At 60.3% G+C, this 26,117-nt stretch carries 25 protein-coding genes; 6 read left to right on the top strand and 19 right to left on the bottom strand.

The window, feature by feature from the left end:
- Positions 1-31: 31 nt before the first annotated feature.
- From dnaJ to BM235_RS16000, 5 genes are all read right to left on the bottom strand, one after another.
- The gene (gene dnaJ / locus BM235_RS16020) at positions 32-1,150 is read right to left on the bottom strand and encodes a molecular chaperone DnaJ (RefSeq protein ID WP_090115017.1); all 1,119 of its coding nucleotides are present in this window, start codon (positions 1,148-1,150) and stop codon (positions 32-34) included.
- Positions 1,151-1,267: 117 nt separating this feature from the next.
- A complete protein-coding gene (gene dnaK / locus BM235_RS16015; protein ID WP_090115015.1) occupies positions 1,268-3,118 on the bottom strand; it encodes a molecular chaperone DnaK in 1,851 nt (616 codons plus the stop codon).
- A 71-nt stretch (positions 3,119-3,189) separates the two neighbouring features.
- Positions 3,190-3,750, bottom strand: a complete 561-nt coding sequence (gene grpE / locus BM235_RS16010) for a nucleotide exchange factor GrpE (protein WP_090115013.1) — start codon at positions 3,748-3,750, stop codon at positions 3,190-3,192.
- A 45-nt stretch (positions 3,751-3,795) separates the two neighbouring features.
- Positions 3,796-4,821: a heat-inducible transcriptional repressor HrcA gene (gene hrcA, locus BM235_RS16005; protein WP_090115011.1), complete on the bottom strand. Its 1,026-nt coding sequence runs from the start codon at positions 4,819-4,821 to the stop codon at positions 3,796-3,798.
- Positions 4,822-4,968: 147 nt separating this feature from the next.
- A complete protein-coding gene (locus BM235_RS16000; RefSeq protein WP_090115007.1) occupies positions 4,969-5,436 on the bottom strand; it encodes an N-acetyltransferase in 468 nt (155 codons plus the stop codon).
- 219 nt (positions 5,437-5,655) lie between these two features.
- On the opposite strand from BM235_RS16000, the gene BM235_RS15995 reads away from it, so the two are divergent.
- The 3 genes from BM235_RS15995 (at position 5,656) to BM235_RS32355 (ending at position 8,854) form a co-directional block, all read left to right on the top strand.
- Positions 5,656-6,441, top strand: a complete 786-nt coding sequence (locus BM235_RS15995; RefSeq protein ID WP_090115005.1) for a TrmB family transcriptional regulator — start codon at positions 5,656-5,658, stop codon at positions 6,439-6,441.
- 25 nt (positions 6,442-6,466) lie between these two features.
- Entirely contained in the window at positions 6,467-7,678 is a 1,212-nt protein-coding gene (locus tag BM235_RS15990; protein WP_090115003.1) for an MFS transporter, read from the top strand.
- Between the two features lie 156 nt (positions 7,679-7,834).
- On the top strand, positions 7,835-8,854 hold the full coding sequence (locus BM235_RS32355; RefSeq protein WP_090115001.1) for an HD-GYP domain-containing protein: 1,020 nt from the start codon (positions 7,835-7,837) through the stop codon (positions 8,852-8,854).
- A gap of 62 nt (positions 8,855-8,916) precedes the next feature.
- On the opposite strand, the gene BM235_RS15980 is transcribed toward BM235_RS32355, so the two are convergent.
- The 9 genes from BM235_RS15980 to BM235_RS15940 form a co-directional block, all read right to left on the bottom strand.
- Complete coding sequence (locus BM235_RS15980; RefSeq protein WP_199408955.1) at positions 8,917-9,171, bottom strand: YkgJ family cysteine cluster protein; 255 nt, start codon at positions 9,169-9,171, stop codon at positions 8,917-8,919.
- Positions 9,172-9,275: 104 nt separating this feature from the next.
- Entirely contained in the window at positions 9,276-10,454 is a 1,179-nt protein-coding gene (gene hemW / locus BM235_RS15975; RefSeq protein ID WP_090114997.1) for a radical SAM family heme chaperone HemW, read from the bottom strand.
- Positions 10,455-10,648: 194 nt separating this feature from the next.
- Complete coding sequence (gene lepA / locus BM235_RS15970) at positions 10,649-12,463, bottom strand: translation elongation factor 4 (RefSeq protein WP_090114994.1); 1,815 nt, start codon at positions 12,461-12,463, stop codon at positions 10,649-10,651.
- Positions 12,464-12,650: 187 nt separating this feature from the next.
- Positions 12,651-13,559 carry a fumarylacetoacetate hydrolase family protein gene (locus BM235_RS15965; RefSeq protein ID WP_090114992.1) on the bottom strand — a complete coding sequence of 303 codons (909 nt, stop codon included), beginning with the start codon at positions 13,557-13,559 and terminating at the stop codon, positions 12,651-12,653.
- Between the two features lie 23 nt (positions 13,560-13,582).
- A complete protein-coding gene (locus tag BM235_RS15960; RefSeq protein WP_255374410.1) occupies positions 13,583-14,593 on the bottom strand; it encodes a zinc-dependent alcohol dehydrogenase in 1,011 nt (336 codons plus the stop codon).
- A 13-nt stretch (positions 14,594-14,606) separates the two neighbouring features.
- Positions 14,607-15,728, bottom strand: a complete 1,122-nt coding sequence (locus BM235_RS15955; protein ID WP_090114989.1) for a mandelate racemase/muconate lactonizing enzyme family protein — start codon at positions 15,726-15,728, stop codon at positions 14,607-14,609.
- A 22-nt stretch (positions 15,729-15,750) separates the two neighbouring features.
- On the bottom strand, positions 15,751-16,065 hold the full coding sequence (locus BM235_RS15950) for a cupin domain-containing protein (RefSeq protein WP_090114987.1): 315 nt from the start codon (positions 16,063-16,065) through the stop codon (positions 15,751-15,753).
- A 15-nt stretch (positions 16,066-16,080) separates the two neighbouring features.
- Positions 16,081-16,854, bottom strand: coding sequence for an SDR family NAD(P)-dependent oxidoreductase (locus BM235_RS15945; RefSeq protein ID WP_090114985.1), 774 nt, complete (start codon positions 16,852-16,854; stop codon positions 16,081-16,083).
- Positions 16,855-16,894: 40 nt separating this feature from the next.
- Positions 16,895-17,602, bottom strand: coding sequence for a PIG-L deacetylase family protein (locus tag BM235_RS15940; RefSeq protein ID WP_090114983.1), 708 nt, complete (start codon positions 17,600-17,602; stop codon positions 16,895-16,897).
- Between the two features lie 183 nt (positions 17,603-17,785).
- Between BM235_RS15940 and BM235_RS15935 the strand changes: the two genes are divergently transcribed.
- Positions 17,786-18,457 carry a GntR family transcriptional regulator gene (locus tag BM235_RS15935; RefSeq protein WP_158543937.1) on the top strand — a complete coding sequence of 224 codons (672 nt, stop codon included), beginning with the start codon at positions 17,786-17,788 and terminating at the stop codon, positions 18,455-18,457.
- Between the two features lie 12 nt (positions 18,458-18,469).
- Positions 18,470-19,531, top strand: coding sequence for a DUF6786 family protein (locus tag BM235_RS15930; protein WP_090114979.1), 1,062 nt, complete (start codon positions 18,470-18,472; stop codon positions 19,529-19,531).
- Between the two features lie 356 nt (positions 19,532-19,887).
- On the opposite strand, the gene BM235_RS15925 is transcribed toward BM235_RS15930, so the two are convergent.
- Positions 19,888-21,888, bottom strand: a complete 2,001-nt coding sequence (locus tag BM235_RS15925; protein WP_090114976.1) for an endonuclease MutS2 — start codon at positions 21,886-21,888, stop codon at positions 19,888-19,890.
- Positions 21,889-21,906: 18 nt separating this feature from the next.
- On the opposite strand from BM235_RS15925, the gene BM235_RS31690 reads away from it, so the two are divergent.
- Positions 21,907-22,173 (top strand): hypothetical protein, encoded by a 267-nt coding sequence (locus BM235_RS31690; protein WP_143106686.1) that lies wholly within the window; start codon positions 21,907-21,909, stop codon positions 22,171-22,173.
- A gap of 27 nt (positions 22,174-22,200) precedes the next feature.
- On the opposite strand, the gene BM235_RS15920 is transcribed toward BM235_RS31690, so the two are convergent.
- The 4 genes from BM235_RS15920 to spoIIP form a co-directional block, all read right to left on the bottom strand.
- Entirely contained in the window at positions 22,201-22,899 is a 699-nt protein-coding gene (locus BM235_RS15920) for a Crp/Fnr family transcriptional regulator (protein WP_090115447.1), read from the bottom strand.
- Positions 22,900-22,943: 44 nt separating this feature from the next.
- Entirely contained in the window at positions 22,944-23,930 is a 987-nt protein-coding gene (locus tag BM235_RS15915; protein WP_090114974.1) for an HD-GYP domain-containing protein, read from the bottom strand.
- Positions 23,931-24,063: 133 nt separating this feature from the next.
- The gene (locus tag BM235_RS15910) at positions 24,064-24,531 is read right to left on the bottom strand and encodes a hypothetical protein (RefSeq protein ID WP_090114972.1); all 468 of its coding nucleotides are present in this window, start codon (positions 24,529-24,531) and stop codon (positions 24,064-24,066) included.
- 15 nt (positions 24,532-24,546) lie between these two features.
- A complete protein-coding gene (spoIIP, locus tag BM235_RS15905; RefSeq protein WP_090114959.1) occupies positions 24,547-25,851 on the bottom strand; it encodes a stage II sporulation protein P in 1,305 nt (434 codons plus the stop codon).
- Positions 25,852-26,117 lie beyond the last annotated feature (266 nt).

Raw genomic sequence — 26,117 nt, 5'->3', positions numbered from 1 at the left:
ATAGAGGGAGAATCGGCTTCTTTTCATCGGACTAATCGCCCAAAATCGCTTTTTTCATGCGCTCGAAAATCGATTGGTGCTGCTCGTGGGTCGACTCGCCCGTCGTGGATCCGAATTCGCGAAGCAGCTCCCGCTGCGCGTCGTTCAGATTCGTCGGCGTGACCACCGTCACTTTGACGTGCTGGTCGCCCTGGCCGTAGCCGCGCAGCTTCGGCACGCCTTTGCCTTTGAGGCGGAAGAACGTGCCCGTCTGCGTGCCCGCCGGAATCTTGAGCTTGACCTTCTCGGTCAGCGTCGGGATCTCGATCTCGTCGCCGAGCGCCGCCTGCGCGAACGTGAGCGGCACCTCGCAGTAGATGTCGTCGCCGTCGCGCTCGAAAAAGTCGTGCGCTTTGACGCGCAGAACGACGTACAGGTCGCCCGCAGGTCCGCCGCGCGTGCCGCCTTCGCCCTCGCCGCTAACGCGAAGCTGCGAGCCGTCGTCTACGCCCGCCGGAATCTTGACGTGGATTTTGCGCTGCTTCTTCACCTGGCCGCTGCCGGAGCACACTTTGCAGCGATCCTTGATGATCTTGCCGCGCCCGCCGCAGGTCGAGCAGGTTCTGCGGTTGACGATGCGCCCGAACGGCGTATTCTGCGCGACTTCCTGCTGGCCGGTGCCGCGGCAGGTCGGACAGTTATCGACCTTGGAGCCGGGTTCGGCCCCGCTGCCGTGACAGTGGTCGCAGCTCTCGGTGCGCGGAATGGTAATGTCGAGCTCCTTGCCGAAGACGGCCTCCTTGAACTCGATCGTCATCGTATATTGCAGGTCGTTGCCGCGCTGCGGCGCGTTAGGGTCGCGCCGGCCGCCGCCGCCGCCGAAGAACATATCGAAAATATCGCCGAAGCCGCCGCCGAAGTCGCCCTGTCCGCCGCCCATTCCCGCCATCGGGTCCTCATGGCCGAACTGGTCGTACCGGGCGCGCTTCTGATCGTCGCTCAGCGTATCGTACGCTTCCTTGACTTCCTTGAACTTGGCCTCCGCGTCGGCCGCCTTGTTCACGTCGGGGTGATACTTGCGCGCGAGGCCGCGGTAAGCCTTTTTGATCTCGTCCGCGGATGCGCCCTTGCCGACGCCGAGCACCTCATAAAAATCCTTTTTGTCCGCCACTATTCAACCTCCATCTCCATGACAAAGTCAAAGCGGGTTCCGCCGCGCGCCGTAGAGGCAACGCCAAGCGGAACCGGCTTTGACTACTCGCTGCCGCCGGCAGCCGGTATCTATGCTTTATTTCTTGTCTTCGTCCACGACTTCGTAATCGGCGTCGACGACATTGTCCTTCTTCGCGGAGGAGGAACCTGCATCAGCGCCGCCGGCTTCGCCTTGCGCGGCTTGGGCATCTTGGGCCGCCTGCTCGTAGACCTTGACGGACAGCTGCTGCACGATGCCGGACAGCTCGTCGGAAGCGGCTTTGATCTCGTCGAGGTTGTCGGTCTCGAGCGCCTTCTTGACCTTTTCCTTCGCCGCTTCGACGTTCGCGGTCTCGGAAGCGTCGACCTTGTCGCCCAGATCCTTGACGGCTTTGTCGGCCGCATAGACCAGTTGGTCGGCGCTGTTCTTCGCTTCGATCAGCTCGCGGCGCTTGCTGTCTTCTTCGGCGTGCAGCTCGGCTTCCTTCTGCATGCGCTCGATCTCTTCCTTGGATAGACCGCCCGAAGACGTGATCGTGATCTTCTGGCTCTTGCCCGTGCCCTTGTCGAGCGCGGAGACGTTGACGATGCCGTTGGCGTCGATATCGAACGTGACTTCGATCTGCGGCACGCCGCGCGGCGCCAGCGGGATGTCGGTCAGGTTGAAGCGGCCGAGGGTCTTGTTGTCCTTCGCCATGGCGCGCTCGCCTTGGAGCACGTGAATCTCGACCTGCGTCTGGTTGTCCGCGAAGGTGGAGAACACTTGGGACTTGCTCGTCGGAATCGTCGTGTTGCGGTCGATCATCTTCGTCAGAACGCCGCCGGCGGTCTCGATGCCGAGCGACAGCGGGGTGACGTCGAGCAGTACGACGTCCTTGACGTCGCCCGTCAGGACGCCCGCTTGAACCGCGGCGCCGAGCGCGACGACTTCGTCCGGGTTAACGCCCTTGTGCGGCTCTTTGCCGGTCAGGCGCTTGATCGCTTCTTGGACGGCCGGAATCCGCGTGGAACCGCCGACCAGCACGATCTTGTCGATTTGCGAAGCGGACAGTCCCGCATCGGACATCGCTTGACGCGTCGGGCCCATCGTACGCTCGACGAGCGAGGACGTGATCTCGTCGAACTTGGCGCGGGTCAGGTTCATCTCCAAGTGCTGAGGCACGCCGTCGACGACCGTGATGAACGGCAGGGAGATCGTCGTTTGCAGAACGCCGGACAGTTCCTTCTTCGCCTTTTCGGCTGCGTCCTTCAGACGTTGAACGGCCGATTTGTCCTTCAGGAGATCGATGCCCTGCTCCTTCTTGAACTCGGCGGACAGCCATTCCATGACCGCTTGGTCGAAGTCGTCGCCGCCCAGGTGGTTGTCCCCGCTCGTCGCTTTGACTTCGAAGAAGCCGGAGCCGAGCTCGAGGATACTGACGTCGAACGTACCGCCGCCGAGGTCGAACACGAGGATCGTTTGATCTTCGGCTTTTTCGAGGCCGTACGCAAGCGCCGCAGCCGTCGGTTCGTTGACGATACGCAGCACTTCGAGACCTGCGATGGCGCCTGCGTCCTTCGTGGCTTGACGCTGGCTGTCGTTAAAGTATGCGGGAACGGTGATAACGGCTTGCGATACCGTCTGACCGAGATAAGCTTCGGCGTCGGCTTTCAGCTTTTGCAAAATGATCGCGGAAATCTCTTGCGGCGAATAGTCCTTGCCGTCGATCGATTCCTTGTGGTTCGTGCCCATGTGACGCTTGATCGAGATGACGGTACGGTCGGGGTTCGTGATCGCCTGGCGCTTCGCCGTATCGCCGACGATGCGCTCTCCGTCCTTCTTGAAGCCTACGACGGACGGGGTGGTGCGGTTGCCTTCCGGATTCGGGATAACGACGGCTTCGCCGCCCTCCATGACCGCTACGCAAGAGTTGGTAGTACCCAGGTCGATGCCGATAACTTTGCTCATGATTCAAGTCCTCCAGTCTTAAAATGCGTGAATTTGAAATTCGGTTAATTTGAAATTCGGTTAAGTAGAAATTACCCGCTAACTTTGACCATGGCGGGACGGATGACCTTGTCGCTCAGCCAGTAGCCCGGTTGGACGACCTCGACGACGGTGCCTTCTTCGTATTCCTCGGACTCCACCTGCATGATCGCCTGGTGCAGCTCGGGATCGAACGGCTGGCCGACCGGCTCCATCGCCTTCAGCCCTTCGGCCTCAAGCACTTGCCAAAGCTGGCGGTTGATCATATCGATGCCCTTGACGAAAGAATCGCTCTCGGATCCTTCGGACGAGGTCTGCAGCGCGCGCCCGAAGTTGTCGAGCACGGGGAGCAGGTTCGTCAAGAGCTTGAGCGAAGCATACTTCTGCAGGTCGGCCGTCTCCTTGAGCGTGCGGCGCCGATAGTTGTCGAAGTCGGCCTGCACGCGAAGCTGGCGCTGGTACGCCTCCTCGGCTTGGCGCTTCAACTCCTCGAAACGATCGTCCTCCGGCGCTGCCGACGCTTGTTCGGCTTGCGCCTCTACCGTTTCTTCCGCCTCGGGCGCGGCTTGCTCCGACGCGTCAAGGTGCGGCTCCTGCTTCAAATCCTGATCCATTGCTTCGGCTCCTTCCTCATCGAATTCATTTTGCGCGTTCGCGCGTTATTTGTACAATCGGTTGTAAAGACGGGTCAAATCCCCGGACAAATAATCCAGCAGGCCGATGACCTTGCCGTACTCCATGCGCGTCGGTCCCAATATGCCGATCGTGCCGAGCAAATGGCCGTCCGCCGTGATCGTCGCCGTCACGAGACTGCATTGGTTGATCGCCTCTACGCCGTTTTCCGTCCCTATGCGTACCTGTATCCCCTCGGACAACGACTGAAACAACTGCATCAGGCGCGGCGTCTCCTCGAGCACGTCCAGGATGCCTTTGACCTTGTCGACGTCCTTGAACTCCGGCTGCGTCAAGATGTTGGTCGCGCCGCTCAGGTACACTTTGGGCTCGGTCTCTTCCTTCAGCGTATCCTCGAGCAAGGTCAAAATATGCTCGCAATGGTCGATGTAACTGCTAAGCTCGTTGGCCACCTCGGTATACAGCACCGTCTTCACCTTGTAAAAGGGAACGCCGGTCAGCTTGTCGTTGAGCAGGCTCGCGATTCGGCGCATATCGTCCATGCTTACGCCCTCGGGCAGCGTGATGGTCCGGTGCTCCACGTGCCCCGTATTGGCGACGACGATGGCGACCGCCGTCGTCTCGGTCAGCGGCAGCAGCTGGAAGTGCTTGAGGCTCGTATGGAACGAGTCCGGTCCGAGCACGATCGACGTATAATTGGTCAGCTGCGACACGATCGTCGCGGCATGACTGACGGCGCCCTCCCAGTGGTTCATCTTCTCCGCGACCAGGCCGCGCAGACGCTTGACGTCCTGCTCCTTCACGCCGCCGAGCCGGATCAAATGATCCACGTAATAACGATAACCCTTAATGGAAGGAATGCGGCCGGCCGACGTATGCGGCTGCTCGAGCAGCCCGAGCTCCTCCAGATCGGCCATATCGTTGCGGATGGTGGCGGGGCTGAACGAGACATCGCTGCGCTTGGAGATGCTGCGCGAGCCGACGGGCTCCGCCGAGCGGATGTAGTCGTCTACAATGGCGCTTAAAATCATACGTTGACGCTCGCTGAGCATGAATCGTTCCCCTCCTCGCCGTCGTTAGCACTCAACGATCATGAGTGCTAATCACTATTACAAAAATACCAAACCGCGCCTGCCGTGTCAAGACGACCGATGCGGTTTGGCATAGATTAGGGCGATCGCCCGATGGCGATCTGCCTGCTATTCCAATATGCGTACGACAGCGATCTCGTCGCAGTTGTTGCGCTTGCTGCAGTGCACGCAGTCCGTCCATACTTTTTCCGGAAAAATCTCTTTTTCGACGACGGTGAAGCCGTTTTTCAAAAAGAACTTCACTTCATACGTAAGCGCCATGACCTTCGGTATATTCATGCGGCGCGCTTCTTCGATCAAAGCGTCGACGATGCGCGAGCCGATGCCCATGCCCTTATATCCCTCGCACATCCCGAGCGAACGGATCTCGACCAGATCGGAGCCAAGACGGAACAACGAACCGCAGCCGATCAGCTTGCCGGCATCCTCGACTACGACGAAGGAATCGATATGGCGCAGCAGGGCTTCTCTCGATCGCGGCAGCATAATTCCTTTTTCCGCATATCCCTGAATCAATTCGAACAGCGCCTCTACGTCTTCCGGCCTCGCCTTGCGGCTCACGATCGTTATGTTCATGGTCTCCCTACTTTCCGTCCGCGCCGATGGCGCCCCTAATAAGATGATGTGAATAAATATACATGAATACGAATGAATTCTCAATACCATTTTTATAGCCTTATCCGCGCCTGTCGCCTGAATTGCAATTAGGGATTGACAATATATTATTTACCCCATCATAATAGCGATCACGAAGTAGTATTTTAAAATACGACTAACAAGGAAGGCGGTCGTCCCTTGATCGAAAGACTAAAACGGCTCGGATTGTCCGAGTTGGAAGCTCGCTGCTATCTGACGCTTCACGAGGAAGCGGCCCTCTCGGGCTACGAGGTCGCCAAGCGCGTTTCGGTATCGCGAACGAACGTCTACGCTGCGCTGCGGTCTCTCGTGGACAAAGGCGTATGCAGAGCCGCGGAAGGTGATCCGGTTATGTACGGCGCCGTGCCGATCGGCCAGGTCATCCGTATGCTCCGCTCGGAATTCGACGAGATCGCCGATGTGCTCGTCAAGGAGCTTAAGCCGCAACCGGCGGCGGCTTCCTTCTATAACTGGTCAGGCGAAACCAACATCCGATCCTCTCTTCGGCGAATAATCGCAAGCGCGGAACGCTCGATCGTCGTCGACATCTGGAGCGAGGACTTCGCGGAGTTCGAGCCGTTGCTGCTGGATGCCGAAGCGAGAGGCGTCGTCGTCGTGGCGATCACGCTGGGCCAGGTCAGGTCGAAGCTTAAGCGCGTGCGTACGCACAAACGGATGGAGATGTGGCTGCCCCGGGACGCGCGAGACTATTACGTGCTGTGCGACTGGAAAGAAGGATTCATCGGCAGCTTCGGCGCCGCCGGCAAATCGACCGCGCTCGAGACGAACCACCCGGCCGTGGCGCATGTCCTCAAGCAGGCGTTCCAGCACGACGTCATGATGATGGACATCGAGCGGGACTTCGGCCCCGAGCTCGAACGCGCGTACGGCGGCGACTACGAGAAGCTGCTCGAACGCTATCGCGACGAATACGGACTCGAATGAAGATCAAAGGGAGAGAACCTCGCACATGAAAACCGCAGTCGCCCGCGCGCTGCCCGTCAGCGCCACCGTGTTTCCGATCCTGTACATGATCAGCACGGTTCACCTGCTCAACGATTCGATGCAATCGACCGTCACCGCGCTGTTCCCGGTGCTGCGCGAGTCGCAGCACCTGAGTTACGGACAAATCGGCCTCATCGCTTTTATGATGAACATTACCGCCTCGTTTTTGCAGCCGCTCGTCGGCTGGTTCGCGGACAAGAAGCCGCGTCCCTTCATCTTGCCGCTCGGCGTCTGCTTCACGCTGCTCGGCGTCGTCATGCTCGCGCTCGCGCCGAACTTCGCGACCGTCCTGTTGTCCGTCACCGCCATCGGGATCGGCTCGGCCGCGTTTCACCCCGAATCTTCGCGCGTCGCCTACCTCGCCGCGGGCAACAACCGCGGATTGGCGCAGTCGATCTTCCAGGTCGGCGGCAACATCGGCAGCGCGCTCGGTCCCGTCATGACCGCCACCATCTTCATCCCGCTCGGGCAAAAAGGGGTCCTTTTATTCATCGTCGCGGCCGTAGCTGGGATCGTGCTGCAGACGCTGGTCGCACGCTGGTACGCCGCCGTCGGCGCGGCGCCCAAGCCGAAAAAGACGGCGCAGTCCGTACAATCCGCCAGCAAGCTCACCGTCGGCAAAGTGCGCATGTCGGTCGGCATTCTGGTCCTGCTCGTTTTCTCCAAGCACGTGTACCTGTCTAGCTTCACTAGCTTCTACTCGTTATACTTGATCGACGACTTCGGCGTAGGCAAGCAAGCCGCGCAGTGGTATCTGTTCGCGTTCCTCGTCGCATCCGCGGCAGGCACCTTCATCGGCGGCCCGCTTGCCGACCGGTTCGGCAGGCGCAACATCATCTGGCTGTCGATTCTCGGCACCGCGCCATTCTCGATCGCGCTTCCTTATGCCGACCCGTTCTGGTCCGCGGTATTGTGCGTTTGCGCCGGGTTCGTGCTCTCCTCCGCCTTCTCGATCATCGTCGTATACGCGCAGGAGCTGCTGCCGGGCAAGATCGGCCTCGTATCCGGGCTCTTCTTCGGTCTCGCGTTCGGCCTCGGCGGACTCGGCTCCGCCCTGCTCGGCGAGATCGCCGACCACACCAGCATATCGACGGTCATGCATATTTGTGCCTATCTGCCGCTGCTCGGGATATTCACGCTGTTGCTGCCGAAGGACGCGGAGCTGAGGGGAAGGTGAGCCGCAGGCAATGATAGAAGCGGAGTAGGAGGAGGCGGCTAGCCTCCTCCTCTCGCACCACCGTACATTCGGGTCCGCATTTCAACTTAGGCTGGTCGATTTTGACAATATCGAGTAAACTTACAGCGTCAACCTATCAGCGAGGTACGCGATCCTATGAAAAACTACATTGCCCATTATGCGGAAACCTTTATTCTCAATAAGTATACAGGCCGCTTCTTATTCGGAATCGCATTTCTTGCCGTTGTTGCGATCGACATCTATTTTGAAAATTACATCCTGTTCCAATTTGCTTATTTAATACTCAGCTTATTGTTAGGTCTGTCTTTTTGGAAGGAAACCTGGATTCGCAGCATTCTCGTCGTTCTCATTGTTTTCTTTCGCGTTTATTTGGAGCAAGAGCCGGTTCTATTCAAACAGGATGAATTCATCTTGAGAGTCTTCACCCTAGTCGTTACGTATTTCTTAACCTCTTCTTCTATTTCGTTTATGATCTTGTATTACAATAGGCAGAAGCAAAATATGCTTCAGCTCACATTTACATTAGCTAAGGCCCTGGATTCAAGAGATCATTATACGGCTGATCACTCGGATAGCGTGGCTTATTATTCGAAGAAAATCGCTGAAGAAATGAATATGTCCAAGCTGGCGTGCGAGCGCATTTATATTGGAGGAATTCTTCATGACATCGGGAAGATTGGCGTGCCCGAGCATATTTTGCTCAAACCATCCAGACTAACCGACGAGGAGTTTGAAATCATTAAGCAGCATCCCCTTACAGGCTATGCAATGTTAAACCACATCTCCCATCTTAAACGCTCCGGCATTTTGGATATGATTCTTCATCATCATGAGAGATTTGACGGACGCGGCTATCCGAGCCGGATCGGGCATTCTAACATTCCGATTGCAGCTAGAATTATGGCCGTGGCCGATACTTTCGATGCGATGACCTCCAGGAGAGTGTATAGAGGAGAACTGGACATTTCGTTTGCGATAGAGGAAATTCGGAAACATGCAGGAACGCAATTCGATCCCGACGTCGTCAAAGCCTTTCTGAACATCTGGCAGCGCGAAGGACCTCAAATATTGTCCAAGCACGCCGCCAAGCCATCCGTCGGACAACCTTCGAATGAAGAGAAAGCTGCAAACTCGGACCTAAAAGTGTCGTCCTAGCCCACGGTCTGCAAAAAAACATCCCTGCATACTACGTATGCCAGGGATGTTTCGTTTAGCATTTATGGAGCGGTGATCCGTTCCAGCTCCGCTAAATATGCGAATGCGTCTTCGTTGCGGGCGCCGCACATCTCGGCAGACGGTCGAAGCTGCCCGCAGATCGCCGGCCGCTCAGGTCGGCCGAAGAGCGAGCAGCGATTGTCCGGCGCGAGCTGCACGCAGCGTACGCCCGCAGGCTTGCCGTCCGGCATCCCCGGAATCGGAGAAGAAATGGAGACGACGATACAGCACGCGCCGCATCCCGGTCTGCAGTCCACATCGATCCCCTCCTCCGTAATCATTCGTTCCCCGCGCCACCGTTCACACCGAGTTAAACGGTTTTTCTTGCTAACTCGTCCTTTCACTGCGTGCCCGCCTTCACCTATGCCAGGAACGCGCCGAATACCTCGTTGCCCAGCGGCACGCCAGCTTCGCTCAGACGGTATCCGTCATCCTCGGGCGTCCGTTCGAGCAGCCCCTGCGCCAACAGCTTGTCCAGCACGGGACCGAACACGTCGGTCAATCGAGCTCCGCCGAATTGAAGCGCGAAGTCGGCATCCCGCACGCCAGCCCGCAGCCGCAGCCCGACCATCATGAAGTCTTCCATCGCTTCCTTCGCAGGGACGGCATTGCGCTCAAGGCGAGGCAGTCCCGACAGCGCCGCATCAATGTACGGCTGCACGCCTTTAATATTGAGATGCCGCTCGCCCAGCGCATATCCATGAGCGCCTGCTCCGAGCCCGTAATAAGGCTCGTTGTGCCAATAGGCGGAGTTATGCCGGCTCTCGAAGCCTGGCCGGGCGAAGTTGCTGATCTCGTAATGTCCGTAACCGGCCTCGGTCAGCCGGCGGCGCAAATGCGCGAACATCTCGACCTCGACGTCCTCCTCCGGCAGCGGCAGCTCGCCGCGTTCGTACAAGCGATGGAAAAGCGTGTTTTCCTCCACCTTCAGGCTGTACAGCGAGTAATGCGGCAGATCCAGCTCGAGCGCCCGCTCCACGCTGTCGGCCAGCTGCTGCAGCGTCTGGCGCGGCAGTCCGAACATAAGGTCGATCGACAGGTTCGTGAAGCCGGCCGCCTTGGCGTTCGCGATGCTGTTCACGACGTCGTCCGCCTCGTGGATGCGGCCGATCGCGGCGAGCAGCGTATTGTCGAACGTCTGCGCGCCGAAGCTGATCCGGTTGACGCCGCTCGCGCGCATCGCCGCGAGCTTGTCCGGATCGGTCGTGCCCGGGTTCGCTTCCATCGTGAACTCGGCGCCCGCAGCGATCGGAAAATGGCGATTTACCGATTCGAGAAAACGCGTCATCTGACCGGGATTCAGCACGGTGGGCGTGCCGCCGCCGACGAATACTTTGCCGATCGTCTCGGGCGGAAGCGCCTGGACCGTATTTTCCATTTCCCGCTCCAACGCGTCCAGATAGGCGTCGATCGGCTGGCCGGCGGCCACATAAGAGTTGAAGTCGCAGTAGTAGCATTTGTTCGTGCAAAACGGAATGTGTATATAGAGCGCCCGGGGCGTCCACGCGTGAAGCGGCGGCACCGTCGCGGTTGCGTTCATAGTCAAGCTCCTCTCGGATGCGGCGATACGTGCTCAAAGGAAGCAAAAGCTCCCCGGGACCTTGTCCTACGGAGAGCTTGCCGCAATGGTTAGTCTGTAAGGTGTTGTTTGGCGCGGTCGAGGGCGTCGATGATCAGCATTGTTCCCTGCATAGTTCGCACGATCGCCATAACGCCGCGCCTCCGTTTCTAACGCTAGTCGTCCAGCTTCAATACCGCCATGAACGCTTCCTGCGGCACCTCGACGTTGCCGACCTGCTTCATGCGCTTCTTGCCTTCCTTTTGCTTCTCGAGCAGCTTGCGCTTCCGCGAGATGTCGCCGCCGTAACACTTGGCGAGGACGTTTTTGCGCATGGCCTTGATCGTCTCGCGCGAGACGATCTTCTGTCCGACGGCCGCCTGGATCGGCACCTCGAACATTTGACGCGGGATCAGGTCCTTCAGCTTCTCGCAAATGACCCGTCCGCGCTGATAGGCGCGATCCCTGTGCACGATGAAGGAGAGGGCGTCGACCTGTTCGCCGTTCAGCAGAATGTCCATCTTCACGAGGCTGGACTGGCGGTAGCCCGTCAGCTCGTAGTCGAACGAAGCGTACCCCTTGGTGCTGGATTTCAGTTGGTCGAAAAAGTCGTACACGATCTCCGCGAGCGGAATATCGTACTTCAGCGTAACGCGGTTCGCGTCGAGATACTGCATGTCGATGAACTCTCCGCGCTTGCCCTGGCAGAGCTCCATGATCGCGCCGACGTAATCCTTCGGCACGATGATCGAAGCTTTGACGTACGGCTCTTCGACGAAGTCGAGCTTGCCCGCCTCCGGGTACTCCGAAGGGTTGGAGATGTCCTGCTGCGTGCCGTTCGTGAGCGTGACCTTGTATACGACGCTCGGCGCCGTCGTAATGAGCGGAATGTTGAACTCGCGTTCGATCCGCTCCTGGATGATCTCCATATGGAGCATGCCGAGGAAGCCGCAGCGAAAACCGAAGCCGAGCGCCTGCGACGTCTCCGGCTCGAAGCGCAGCGAGGCGTCGTTCAACTCGAGCTTCTCGAGCGCGTCGCGCAGGTCGTTGTAGTCCGACGATTCGATCGGGTACAGGCCGCAGAACACCATCGGATTGATGCCGCGGTAGCCCGCGAGCGCTTCCGCCGTCGGCCGCTTGGCATTCGTGATCGTGTCGCCTACGCGCGTGTCCTTCACGTTTTTGATCGACGCCGTCACGAAGCCGACGTCGCCCGGTCCGAGCTCGTCCACGATCGTCGAGCGCGGCATGAACGTGCCGACTTCGACGACGTCGAACGTCGCGCCCGTCGCCATGAACTTGATCGGCGTCCCCGCGCGAAGCTTGCCGTCGATGACGCGAATGTAGCAGATGACGCCCTTGTAAGCATCGTAATAGGAGTCGAAAATGAGCGCCTTGAGCGGCGCTTCGGGATCGCCCTGCGGCGCCGGCACCTTGTGCACGACCTGCTCGAGAATCTCCTTGATGCCGATGCCGTTCTTCGCGGAGGCGAGCACCGCTTCGCTGGCGTCGAGGCCGATGACGTCCTCGACTTCCTGCTTGACGCGCTCGGGCTCCGCGCTAGGCAGGTCGATCTTGTTGATGACGGGCAAGATTTCAAGGTTGTTGTCCAGCGCGAGATACACGTTCGCCAGCGTCTGGGCTTCGATCCCTTGCGCCGCGTCGACGATGAGCAGCGCGCCTTCGCAGGCGGCAAGGCTCCGCGACACCTCGTACGTGAAGTCGACGTGTCCCGGCGTATCGATCAGGTGCAGCGTATAGATCTCGCCGTCGTCGGCCTTGTACTTGAGACGGACGGCCTGCAGCTTGATCGTGATGCCGCGCTCGCGCTCGAGGTCCATCGAGTCGAGCACCTGATCCTGCATTTCGCGCGCGGTCAGCGTGCCCGTATATTCCAAAATGCGGTCGGCCAGCGTAGACTTGCCGTGGTCGATATGCGCAATGATGCAAAAATTGCGAATATGGCTTTGCTTGTGTTGGATGTCTGCCATCTTCTTTGTCCTTACCTCCACCGATACATGCCGTTGTCCGGCTATCCCATCTATTATATCAGCAGCGCCTTGGAGCGGCAATCGCGGCGTATGGCGATGATTGAACGCACAAAAAACGGCGCATGCCCCTAGCCAACTAAGGCCGACACGCGCCGCGAACATAAAGCTTCTTCCACTGGATGCGGATCTAATCTCCAGATCCGATCAGAACGTTGCTAAGCGTACCTAGCTTCTCGATCCGGATCTCCACCTTGTCGCCGGCCTTCAAGTAAATTTTGCGTTCCTCCGGATACCCCATGACTACGCCTTCGGGCGTTCCCGTCAGAATGACATCGCCAGGCTGCAGCGTCATATGGCGGCTGATGTAGCTTACGATCGTTTTACAATCGAAGATCATGTCGCTCGTGTTGGAATTCTGCCGCCGCTCCCCGTTCACGAAGCTCTGGATCTCCAGCCGGTTCGGATCGCCGACTTCGTCCGCGGTGACGAGCCAGGGTCCCAGCGGGCAAAAGCCGTCGAGGCTTTTGCCGAGCAGCCATTGAGAAGTACGAAGCTGCAAATCCCGAGCAGACAGGTCATTAGCGGCGCAGTATCCGTATACGTAGTCTAGCGCGTCGTCCTCGCTCACGTTAAAGGCGGTTTTCCCGATGACGATGCCCAGTTCCGCTTCGTAGTCCATCTTGGACGTGACTTCCGGGACGCGGATAGGCGCTTCGTGGGCGGCCAGAGCGTTGGAAAATTTGTTGAAAAGGATCGGGTAGGCCGGGATCTGCGCCCCGGTTTCTTCCGCGTGCTTTCTGTAGTTCAAGCCGACGCAGATGATTTTCCCCGGCTTTGCGACGCAAGGCGCCCATCTCGTTGCTTCTGGATCCAGCGTGGATGCCTGAACCAACGTCTCGTCGCCAAGCGCTTCTTCGATTCGATTAGAGAGCGTTGCAAGTCCTGCGTCGCCCAACGCGATCAGATCGTCGGTCGACCGGGCGGACCAAGCCGCCTCCGATCGCGCCGTCAACCGCTCGACATCCAGCAAGCGATCCTTTTCGACTACGCCAAGCTTCAACGCTCCGTCATCGTCCCAATAGTTTACCAGCTTCAAAGTCTATTCCTTCTTTCTTCAAATTAAGGCTGCAGCAAAATTTTCGCAATCGAACCGGGACCGCCGATCAGCGTCTCGAAGCATTCGCCGCCTTGCTCGAGCGGCCGGTGTATCGTCCAAGGCAGCAGATCCACTTTGCCCTCCGCGATCCAGCGCAGCGCCTGCTCGAAGTCCTGCGGATCGTAAGCGAAGGCGCCCAGCAGCTTCAGTTCCTCGCGGATGATCGTGTTGACGGGCAGCGTGCTGTCCGCCTCGTGCAGCCCGGTAAGGCCGATCCGCGCGCCTCTGCGTACCGAGGCGATGCAGCGCAGTCGCGTCGCCTGAAGGCCGACGGCGTCGACCGCCGCCTCGAAGCCTTCGGCCGGCTTCAGGCGCTCGATCTCGGCATCGCCATTGGCAGGGATGCCGCCTAGCTCCGCGGCGATCCGCAGCCGATCGGCGTTCAGATCGGCGACGACGACTTCGCGCGCGCCGAGCAGCCTCGCGGCCGCGACCGCGAACAAGCCGATCGGTCCGGCGCCCATTACTAAGAGCCGGTCATCGGGCTGCAGTGCGATCAGCCGGCACAGATGAACGGCGCAAGCCAGCGGCTCGGCCATGGCTGCCAGGTCAAAGGACAAATCGTCGGGGATGCCATACACGTTGGATTCCGCCACGACGGCGTATTCGGCGAACGCACCGGGCAGGTGCGCGCCGAGCAGCTTGCGGTCCGGGCACAGCTGCGCTTCGCCGCTCAGGCAATCTCTGCACCGGCCGCACGTTTGCAGCGGATTGACCGCCACCCGGTCGCCCGGCTTGAAGCGCGACGCGCTCTCACCCGTCACCGCGACCGTGCCCGCGAATTCATGCCCCATCACGAGCGGCGGCTTGCGAAGCGAGTTATGTCCCAGGTAGCCGCTCAGCTCGGAGCCGCAGATGCCGACCCGCTCGATCTTGACCAGCACTTCTCCCGCCGCCGGCTCCGGCACCGGGAGCATCCTTATGTTCATCAGCCGCGGTCCTTCGTAGACCAGCGCCCGCATCGTCTGCGTCATGCGCGTTCTCCTCCTATCGGACTCTGTAGCGGTTCAGCACCTGCTCGTCGATCTCGATGCCCAGTCCCGGCCGATCCGTCGGCACGGTGACGTAACCGTCCTTGAATTCGATCTCCCGGCTTACCAGATCGCGCGCGAGCGGCGAGTTGGATACGGTGTATTCAATCATGAAACCGTTCGGAATGGCCGCCGCGAAGTGCGTGCTCGCCGCGACGAGGATCCCCGTCTTGAAGGCATGCGGCACGACCTTCTTGTGCCGGTCGTAAGCCAGGTACGCAATGCGCTTGCCTTCGGTCAGGCCGCCGACGCGGGCAAGATCAGGCTGGATGATGTCGAGATGTCCTTCGTCCAGCAGCCGCTGAAAGGCCATTCGTCCGCTCTCCTGCTCCCCGCCCGCGATGGAGATGCGGCTGCGGTCCGCGAGCGCGCGATAACCGGCGATATCGTTGGAGTGCACGGGCTCCTCCAGCCAGTAGACGCCGTACCGCTCGTACACCTCCGCCATGCGCAGCGCGCCCTTCAGGTCCCAGGCGAGCCCCGCGTCGATCATGACGTCGACGTCGTCCCCGACGGCTTCGCGGATCGCCTTGATCTGCGCTTCGTCGAACTTGGCGTCCCGGCCGATCGGCCCCCAGCCGAACTTCATCGCCTTGTAGCCCAGTTTGGCGTACTGTTCGGCCATGGCCGCCGCTTCGGCGATCGTCTCGGGCATCAGGGCGCTGGCGTAGGCCTTGAGCTTGCGGTTGAACACGCCGCCCATCATCTCGCACACCGGACGGTTCATCGTCTTGCCCAGGATGTCCCACAGCGCGATGTCAACGCCGCTGATCGCGTGCAGCGCGGGACCGGTGCGGCCGAAGTAGATCGTGCCGCGGTACATCTTGTCCCACAGCCGCTCGATCTCGATCGGATTTTCCCCGATCAGCAAGGTGCGAAGGCCCGTCGCGATCGAATGCGAGGCAGGCGCTTCCACGACGGCCTTGGCGACCAGCGGCGAAGAATCGACCTCGCCGACGCCCACGATGCCTTCGTCCGTATGAATGCGGATGACGAGCGTATCCTGCGTGCCGTCGCACTGCTCGGCATCCAGGTCGGGTATGCTCAAATAAATCGCTTCGACTTCGGTAATTTTCATAAGGCCAGCTCCTCTTCTATCGTTAGCTTCCCAGCAGATCCTCGCGGAGAGGGGTGAACGCTTCCAGCACCAGCGAATCTTCCAACGCCTCGACCGAATGAGAGACGCCGCCTGGAACGACGACCTGCTCTCCAGCCGAAGCGACGATCTCGGCGCCGTCCAGCACCATCCGGATTTTCCCTGACACGACGTAACCCAGCTGCTCGTGCGGATGCGCGTGCTCCGGGCCGATGCCGCCTTTTTTGAATTCGATCGCCATGCTCATCAGCCGCTCTCCCGGGGGAAATACTTTGCGGCGAATCAGCGGATTGATCTGCTGCCACTCGTCGATCGGCATCCTGACCCTACCTTTCTAAAACGTAATCGATAATCCCCCGTCCACGGGCACGATCGCGCCCTGTACGTACGAGGCCGCCTCCGAGGCAAGGAAGGCGATGACCGCCGCCACTTCCTCGGACTGGCCGGGGCGCGCCAGCGGAATCTTGCGCTCCCCTACGTAATAACGCTTGAACCACTCGGTCTCCAATTCGTTCTCGCCGCCGACGACGGACAAGCCCGTATCGATAAAGCCCGGCGCCACGCCGTTTACGCGAATGCCGTAGGGCGACAGCTCGGCCGCCGTGCATCGCGTCAACTGGTCGAGCGCGCCTTTGGCCGAATTGTAATGGCTGGACCGGTTCAAGGCGCGGATTCCGTTGATCGAAGAGACGTTGACGATGACGCCGCCGCCTTGTTCCTTCATCGCGAGCGCGGCTTCGCGCGTGCACCAGTACGTGCCGTTCACGATCGTGTCGAACACCGCGCGCCAGCGATCCGTCGTCTCTTGGAGGAAATCGCTTTCGTAAAACATCGCCGCGTTGTTGATCAACACGTCGATGCGTCCCGTATGCGCCTTCGTGCGACCGATCAAATGCCGAACGGCGTCTTCGCCGCTGATGTCGGTCCGCACGAACAGCGGCTTCCCGCCGATTGCCGCGAGCTCCGCCAGGGCTGCCGCCCCGCGTCCCTCGTCCCGGCCCGCGATGACGACGTCCGCCCCTTCGGAAGCCAGCAGCTTGGCCGTCGCGAGCCCGATGCCGGTCGCACCTCCGGTGACGATCGCCGTCTTCCCTTCGAATCGACTCATTTTCACCTCTCCTCTCGTCAGCTCCGCGTTCGCGCCAAGATCAAGGCAGCAGCGTGCCTGCGATATTGCGCGGATAAGCCTTGGCACGGATGAATCCTTCCGCGTACCGGACCCCGCACTGTATGCCCCGATAGCGTGAGGTCACCTCGACCATCTCCATCGCATTGGAACCATACTGATCCTGCAGCCAATCGCCGACCTGGCTCTCGTGCGCGGCCAACATTCGTTTTTTCGTATCGATAAAGTCCGTGATGTCTACGTATTCGTCGGGCTGGAAGCCGATGCCGGCCATGCTGTCGACAAAATAGACGATCGGAATTTTTTTCAGCACGGCACTCGCGGTCACGATGTTCGGCACGGTCGTCATGATGGCCACATCGTTGGCAATCTGGCCGGTGAGCGTATGGTCCGGATTGTATAGATCGTCCGGCCAGTGCGTCAGCACGACCTCGGCCCCGCTCGCGCGCATCGCCTCGATGAACGCCAGGCGCGTCCCCTCGGTATCGAACAAAAATTCGTCCGGGTATCCCATCCAGATGAGGTCCGCCCCGATCAGATCCGCCGCAGCTTCCGCTTCCTGCCGGCGAATCTCCGCGATCTCGGGCTTGGATAGCGTCGGCGATCCGACTTCGCCGTTGGTCGAGATCGCGATCGTGATCTTGTCCCCGCGCGCCGCATACTTCGCCAGCGTACCGCCGCATAAAATCTCGGCGTCGTCCGGATGCGCGCAAATGGCCAATACGTTCATCTTTGTTCCTCCTCCTCGTTATCGCTGAACTTTGGCTTCTCAGCCCATCATAATGGCGATTTTGGTAGATTGTCAACAATCGATTATCTTCAAACGACCGTTGAATTAAAGCGGATAGTGATCTATACTGGGGGCATTCGCTTGCCGAACGTTCGAACCTTAATCACGCTGGGAGTTTTAGATATGAAACCCTATCAGTTTAAAAGCCAGGAAAACCTGTCGCTGCGTCAGCGCGTTTTCGCGGACATCCGCGACGCGATCGTGCGCGGCCATTTGAAACCGGGCGACAAGCTTCGGGAGCTCGACATTTCCAAGCAGATGAACGTCAGCCGCGGTCCGCTTCGCGAGGCGCTGCGGGATCTCGAGGCGCTCGGCCTCGTCGTGAGCTCCCCCTATCGGGAGACCGCGGTCGCCGACGTGCGCAAGGAAGAGGTCGTCGGGCTGCTGATTCCGGTACGGCTGCAGCTGGAGCTGTTCGTGCTGGAGCAAAGCCGGGGCAAACGGGACGAAGCGTTCTTTGCGAAGCTTGAGGAGATCGTGGAGGATATGAAACGCGCCGCTTCCGAGAACGACTTGTTCGCGCTGGTGGAGGCCGATATTCGCTTTCACGAGCAGGTGCTGTCGCTCGACGATTCGGCCCATACGCAGCAGATCTGGCTCGGCATCGTGAATCGGCTTCGCCTGCACTTTATCAAAAATACCGGCGCGTTCGGCGACCTCGGACGCGTGCCTGCGGAGCATGCCGCGCTGTTGTCGGCGCTGCGGAATGAGAACGACGAGCGGATCGTGGAACTGTGGACCCGGCATATCCGGGATGAAGACTGCCTGCTCTGCTTCGACGAGACGATGGATTGAGGAGAGATATGGATGTCCGAGACACCGGAAGCGCATCTGAAGCAAATGGGCGCGCCCTACGTCAAATTGATCGGTGAAGACGGCGGAACGCTGCTCGTGCTCGTGCGGGGCGGACGGCTGCACGATATGACCGTCCCTGGAGGTCAAGCGGGCACGTCCTTATGGACGAACCCGGCTGCGCTGGAAACCGGCGGCTGGAATACGGGCGGGGACCGCACCTGGGTCAGCCCCGAGATCGAATTCTTCACGGACGGCTCGGGCAACTACGGGATTCCGCAGCAGCTCGATCCCGGGCGCTGGACGCTCGACTCGTCCACCGGGAGGGAAGCCACGCTGCGGATGACCTGCGAACTGCGCCATCGCGCCTCGGACGCGCAGCTCCGATTGAACCTGGAAAAAAGGTTCGCGACGCTGCCGAATCCGCTCCTCATGAATACCTCCTTGGCTGCGCGCGACTTGGCCGGCGTTCGCTATGTCGGGTACGAAGTTCGCACGACGCTTGAATTGGAGCCCGTCGCGCCGGACGACGGCGCGGCGGCCTCTCCGTCGGGCTACTGCAGCCTATGGAGCATCATGCAGTTACCGGCCGGCGGCATCGCGCTGGTGCCGACGCGCGGACGCGTGCCGCCGCTTACGATGTTCGCCCAGCGAGAGCCGACGGACATCGAGGGGACGGCCGGCGGCGTCCGCATCCCATGCGGAGGCAGCTACAGCTACAAGCTGTCGTTCGACGCCGTCGCCTCGACCGGCCGCTACGGCTATATCCGCCGGCTGGGCGCCTCCGAGAGCAGCCTCGTGGTCCGGCAATTCAACGTCAATCCCGCCGGCGTCTATCCCGACTATCCGCCGGACCGGCGCGATTATCTCGGGTCCTGCATGCAGATTTACAATGACGGCGGCCATCTCGGCGGATTCGCCGAACTCGAATATCAATCGCCCGCCCTGTCGATCGACATGCACGGGCGGGCGACGGATGAATCGCAAGTGTTCCATTTTACCGGACCGACGGACAAGATCAGGGAAATTGCCGCGCTCCTTCTTGGGATGGACGACTTGTCGACGGCTGAGCTTTAGTTAGCAGGCCAACGCGGCGCGAACCGCCGGCCTACCGCTTTTCGACGGCGCACAACAGTTAGTGCCGCGCACCTGGGCTATCGCTTCCTCTTGGAGAGGCGATAGGCGGTTTTTGACGCGCACTCGGGCTATCGCCTTCTCTAGGGGAGGCGATGGGCGGTTTTTGACGCGCGCCCGGGCTATCGCCTTCTCTAGGGGAGGCGATGGGCGGTTTTTGACGCGCGCCCGGGCTATCGCCTTCTCTAGGAGATGCGATAACCCAGCGCTTTAAAAAAAAACCGCATCCCTTAGAGATGCGGTTTACGAAATCATGGCATATAGGCGCAGCCGCTCTCTCAGATGCGGCTGCCTTTATTTTATTCAAGCTCCTCCCGCTCGATCTTCAGCCCTTCCACGTGCCGCTTGGCCATCTGACTCCGTTTTTTGCGGTTCTCGACCGAGTCGAAGACGATATCCATATCGTAATCGTCCGGGTACAGATGCTTGCTCTCGATCTGAAGCTGCACCCGCTTGCGGTTGATGAGTTGCTTGACGCCGCGAACCTGAACGATGAGGTTCCCCCGCTCGTCGGCGAGCCGGTAGACGACGCCCCGCTGGCCGATCGACGGGATCCAGACGACGTCGCCGACGCCGAGCTTCGGCGGCTGCGCAGCCGCGGTCTCCGGGGGTTCGCCCTTGGCCTCGCCTGCGCCGGCCGCCTTCCCCGCATGCGTAGCGGGTCTCGCGCCCGCCTCCGCGAACCCTGCGACCATCGCTGCCGGCGGCAGTATCCCCTGCACGCCTTCCCGCAGCGCGTCGCCGTCCTGCCGGCCGCGCTGTCCGCCTCCGCCCTTCAGCCCCTGGGCGATCTCCTTGGCCCGGGCGATGATGCCCTCGCCGATGCCGAACTTGCGCGCGATGACGAACGCGTAACTGTCGCCCGCCTCGCCCATGTCCAGCCGGTAAAGCGGCTGCAGCGTCTCTTCGTCGAACGCCATGCGGGCGTTACGGAATCCGGGCGCGACCCGCGCGTATTCCTTGATCTCGTTGAAGTGCGTCGTCGCAAGCACCGCGGCCCCGCGCCGGTACAGCTCCTCGAGCACGGCGATCGACAGGCCCACGCCTTCGCCGGGATCGGTCCCCGTCGCCAGCTCGTCGAGCAGCACGAGCGTCGCGCCGTCCGAGAAGGCCAAGATGTCGGTGACGTTGCGGATATGCGAGGAGAAGGTGCTGAGCGAACGGTCCAAGCTCTGTCCGTCGCCGATATCCGCTTCGATCGCGCGGAACACGCCTACGCGGCTGCCCGCGGCGGCCGGGATCAGCAGGCCGGTCTGGGCCATCAGGGTGAGCAGGCCGACGGTCTTGAGCGCGACGGTCTTGCCGCCCGTGTTCGGCCCGGTGATGAGCAGCGACCGGTAGCTGCCGTCCATGGCGATGTCGAGCGGCACCGGCTTGGCGCTTAGAAAAGGATGCCTGGCGCCCCGCAGCTCGAACGTGCCGTCGTCCGTAAGCGACGGCGGGAGCGCGCCGATCGCGAGCGCCCATTTCGCCTTCGCCAGCAGGAAGTCGTAGTGCCCCACCGACTCCGCGTTCACGGACAGCTGCGGCAGCGCCAGCTCGGCTTCGCCCGTCAAGCGCGCGAGCACCTGCAGCTCCTCGCGCTGCTCCTCGGCGCGGAGCGCGGACAGCTCCATCTGCAGTCCCGCCGTCTCGGACGGTTCCACGAACACCGTTTGCCCGCTCGCGGATTCGTCGAGCACCGTGCCGGACACTTTGCGCCGATGCTCCTTTTTGACCGACAGCACGTAACGCCCGCCGCGCGTGCTCACGATTCGGTCCTGCAGATGCTCGGCGTGCTTCGACAGCAGCCCGTCCAGCCGCTTCTGCAGCTTCTCCTCCGCCTGCCGGAGCTTGCGCCGGATGCGTCCGAGCTCCTGGCTGGCGCCGTCCAGGATGCGTCCGCGGTCGATGCAGCCTTCGATCTCGGCGAGCAATCCGTCCAGCTCGTGCATGGACGACGCATACGCGGCGACCGTCGGCGCGAGCGCGGCTTTGGACGCCATGAACCTGCGCAGTTGGCCGCAGCTTCGGACGAATTGCGCCAGCTTTCCGAACTGCCGCTCGTCCGGGACGTAGCCCGTGCCGAGCAATCCGAACAGCTCCTCCATGCCGTCCATGGACGGCAGCGGGACATGCATGCCTTTGTCGATCATCGCGCGCGTCTCTTCGGTTTCCGCGAGGCGCGCGGCGATGACGCGGGCGTCCGTCAACGGAGCCAGTCGCTCCGCGAGCCGGCGGCCCAGATACGTGGAGGTTCGGGATACGACGGCCTCTACGGCGCGCGCGTATTCTAATTTATCGAGGGAAGTTTGTCTCATGATAAGGGGGATGCTCCTTTGTCTAAGGGATTGGATGAACATTCGAACACGGCGAAAAATGCGCAAAAAAAACCGTGCCTGATGGGCACGGTTCGCATTCCCGCTCCTCGCCGCAGCGATGGACGGAATGTCGGACAGTTCCTCCCTGGCAATCGAAGCCGCAGAGCGCGCGCAACGAAACAAAAGACCGACATCGTCGATCCCTTGCGGGCGCTTGCTCTAACGGGCTATCCAATTGATCAGTTCAGAACCATCGCAGACATCAAGGTGTTCCCCTTTAGATAAACAAAGTTACCTTAAACTTATCACAAACTACATCTCGTGATCAAGCATTTTTTCCAGCTTCGTCCGGTCGTTCACCTGGATCATCTTCTGCTGGATTTGAATCAGGTCCTCGTCCTGCATGTCCTGCAGCACCTTGGACACCGTCTCCCGCACGGCGCCGACCATGTCGGCGAGCTGTTGATGCGTGAGCTTGATCGGGATGCGGACGGGCGCGGACGGATCCGAACCGCCGCCGTACTCCTCGCACCAGGAGGCCAATCTTTTAATGATTCTCGAACGGACGCTGAGGAAGGTCAGATCGTAGATCTGCTGGTTCGCCTTGCGAAGCCGGTTCATCGTATCTTCGACGAGGTAGTGCAGCAGGTTGCGGTCGTTTTCGAAAAGAAGCTGGAAATGCGAGCGCCGCAGCGAGAGCAGCCGGGTCTGCGAGGCGGTCTCCGCCGTAGCCGATCGTACGAGCCCGGGCTTGATAAGCGCCATCTCGCCGAAATAATCCCCTTCGTGGAAAAAAGCGAGCACGACTTTTTTGGACTTGTTGATCGTGTGGATGCTGACCGAGCCGGAGAGAATGAAGTAAATCTCGTCGCCTTCGCTGCCCTCGAGGAAAATAAGCGCGCCTTTGCGGTACACTTTTTCCTGGACGTACGGGAGGACGCGGTCGAACAATGTAATATCGATGCCTTTGAAAAACGGAATCGCCCTCAGCTTGGTGGCGGTAATCGGCATAATGGCCCCCTTGCGCATGTGTGCAGCTGCGCCGAGCGTCCCCCTTAGACGACAGCCTCCACCATAAAGCTTGGATGCTCCATCAGGTTGAACTTCGTGCCGAACTGGTTCAGCCGGACGATCGGCCTGGCCAGATGTCCTTTGTTCAGTTCGACGACCGTCGCGTGAAGCCCGCCGGTCAGCCTGAGCTCGGTTCCGACCGGATACGGGACGAATGCCTTCAGGAAGCCGCGGACGACGGCATAGCTGTATGAAGTATCTATTTTCGACATGACGTACTCAATTCCTCCACAAGGCAGCTTATCCGCGAGCCGATCGTTCATAAAATAGTCGAATTCGCTGCACAGCCCGCAGATTTGCGCCTCCTCCGACAGCTCCGCGCCCTTCGTCCCATGCGGGAAACCCCTGCCGTCCAGCTGCTCGTGATGCTGCATGACGATCCGGAGCGTAGGCTGAGAGACGCCCGGAGACTGCCGAAGCAGCTCGTATCCGACCTGCGGATGGTTAATGACCATCGTGCCGTCGTGCGGCCTGAACAGGCCGATATCGTGCAGCAGGCTGCCTACCGCGACATTTTGGATCCGCTGCCTGTTGTATCCGAGCACCTTGGCCGTCAGCATCGCCAGGAAGCAAACGTTGACGCTGTGCGCGATCAGGTTCGCATCTCCGCGCAGCAGGTCCTCGTAGTGATAGAGCAGGTCGCGCTCTTCCATGACGATCCGGGACATATGCTCGGACCATTCGAGCACCGGCTCGACGGGAACGGCGGCGCCGCGCAGGACGGTATCCATGACGAGCCCCAGCAGATTCTTCATCTGTTCCCGCAGATTTTCCTTCAGCGCCTTAGGGTCGGAGCCGAATGCTTCCGTCGTCTCGATCATTAGGTAACGGAGATTGCGTCTCTTCAATCCTTCGATCAAGCGCCGGTCCAATACGACGCCTTGCCTCAATATCAGACGTCCTTCGGACGTATATACGCTTCTTCCCAGCTTGTCGCCTTCCGCCAGCTGGTCTGCACGAACTAACCGCACAGTCACTCACTCCCGATCCATGATTGTCTCTCTATCGTGATTCGATATTACTATTGAACCCAGGTACGGTTCTGTAACTCAGATCACATAAAAAGGCAAAAAGTCGCAGGATTAAATCGGATAAATCTAGTCCCTAAGAACCAGAAAGCTTGTCGAAAAGCGAAACGACAGCCTTGACGCCGCTCTGCGACAACCGCTGCAGCGTAGACGCCGTCTTGTCCGCCAGGCTGTCTACGAGCGGCTCCCCGTCCGGTCTCGGGATCGCATACGGATCCTGCTCCTCCCCGCCAGTCTGCCCGCTGCGCGCCGAATCCAATGTCTGCCGCCTCGCGGCGCTGCCGGTCGCGGACGCATCCGTATCGCCCGTCTCGCCTTCGTATGCGATGCCTTGCGGCTCTTCCGCATAGTAGCGGCTGCGTTGTTCCGCCCGGCTGTCCGCCGCGCTGTCCGCCGCGTTCCCGCCGTTGCCGACCGTCGCGCCGTCGCTGCCGACCGGGCCGTATACGGTTCGGATGCCGTCGTCCGCCATTTCCATGCCGAACAGCACGGCCAATGCGATCAGCGCCGCGAGAAGCGCAAGCTTTCCCATCGATCGTCCCATGATCCGCTTCCTCCTCTATTGGGCCGTCGCGGCCTTCTTCGCGCCGGCTCCCGCCGCTTCGGCATTCTGGCTCTGCCAGTAAAGATCCGAGATCGTCTTCGCGAGCGCGTCGGCCGTGCGGTAGCACTCCTCGAGCGTATTGTCGACGCCGCCGATCTCGATGAGCACGCTGTCCGGGGCCAGCGACTGATTGTATTCGCCGTTGCCCGTCGCCGCCGTCTTGCCCCAGATGCCGCGCGACAAGCCGGGATAAGACGCCTCCAGCTTCTCGTGAATCTCGTTGGCGAAGCTCTCGTTTTGCTTCCAGTCCGGATTGCGCTGCCCGATGATGAAGAACACCTGCGCGTAATCTTTGCCGCCGATCGTGACGGTGGACTCCTTTCGCCGCAGCGAGTCTCTATGAATGTCGAAGAAAAAGGTAAGGTTCTTGTCGCCTGCCATCGCCTGCGTGACGGTTTGCTTGGAATACTTGTAGGATTGGTTCCAATCGTAGTCTTTAACCGTTCCTGCGTAATCTTTGGAAGAGTGCAGCGCGCCTATCCCCCGCTTCTCGAGCTGGTCCGCGAGGCGCTTGCCTACCAGGGTGACGTTGACCTTGCCGGAATTCGGATCCTTGGTGCCCGTCGGCAGCTCTGGATAATAGGATTCGCGGTTGTGAGAATGATAGATGAACACGACTTTGCGACCATCGGTCGTCTTCGTCTGATCGGAAGGCGAATCCTCGCTGTCCGGCGTCGGCGCGGGGCCCCCCCCGTTCTGCGCAGGTTCGGGCGTGGCGGCCGCATTCGGCTTGTCCGCACCTCCTCCGGGCCCCGCCCCCGGATCTGCGCCGTGATCGTCCGGATCGTCCCTGTCTCCGCCATCCGTTCCGGAAGCCGGCGGGCTGTAATCCTCCGGAGCGCTGTCCGAGCCGCCCGAGCCCGTCCGGAACAGGATCGGATCGTCCCCGCCCGCGCCCGGCATCTCTGCGGCGAGCAGGCTCTTCGGGTCTCCGGGATTGACGTCGGTGAGGAACCTCAGCAGGAAGGCCGCTACCCGTTCTCCGTCCATGCGGTCTCCTTCACCTTTCTCGGCCATCTGCGGCAGCTCGAGCCCGAGCATGGAGGAGAAAAACGTATCGGAAACGGATGCCGCGAAGCCCTTCATCGATTGCGCGGGCGACGCAGCCAGCTTAATCTGCAAGATCCCGCCAAGACCTAGGAGGACGAACATCACCATCGAACAAAAGCTGAGCAGCAAAAATGCGCGTCCCGATGCCAAAAACCTGCGAAATTGCCTGCGCCAGACCGGCAAATATTGAGATAGCGCCGCACGGAACATTCCGCACCTCCCACTCCCCTGTCAGGGGTCTCTTAGACTGTCTATTCTTCCGGCTTGCGAAAGCGATAGTGAAGTCTATGAGAGATTAAGAGATGCTAGAACGGCGAGTAGGCACAAAATTGGGGAACATGCCGCAAGGGAACGAAAGGTGCGGCGGGGAGGATTCGCGACAGGACGCGTTTGTTCCTGGTTGAGACTTCTCGCGGCGGAGTGATCGCGATAAGACGCGGTTTGTTCCTAATCGAGACTTCTTCAATCCGGGAGAC

Origin of the sequence: Cohnella sp. OV330, assembly GCF_900112065.1 — a bacterium.
GTDB lineage: Bacteria > Bacillota > Bacilli > Paenibacillales > Paenibacillaceae > Cohnella.
This window is presented reverse-complemented; position numbering and strand designations above follow the sequence as displayed.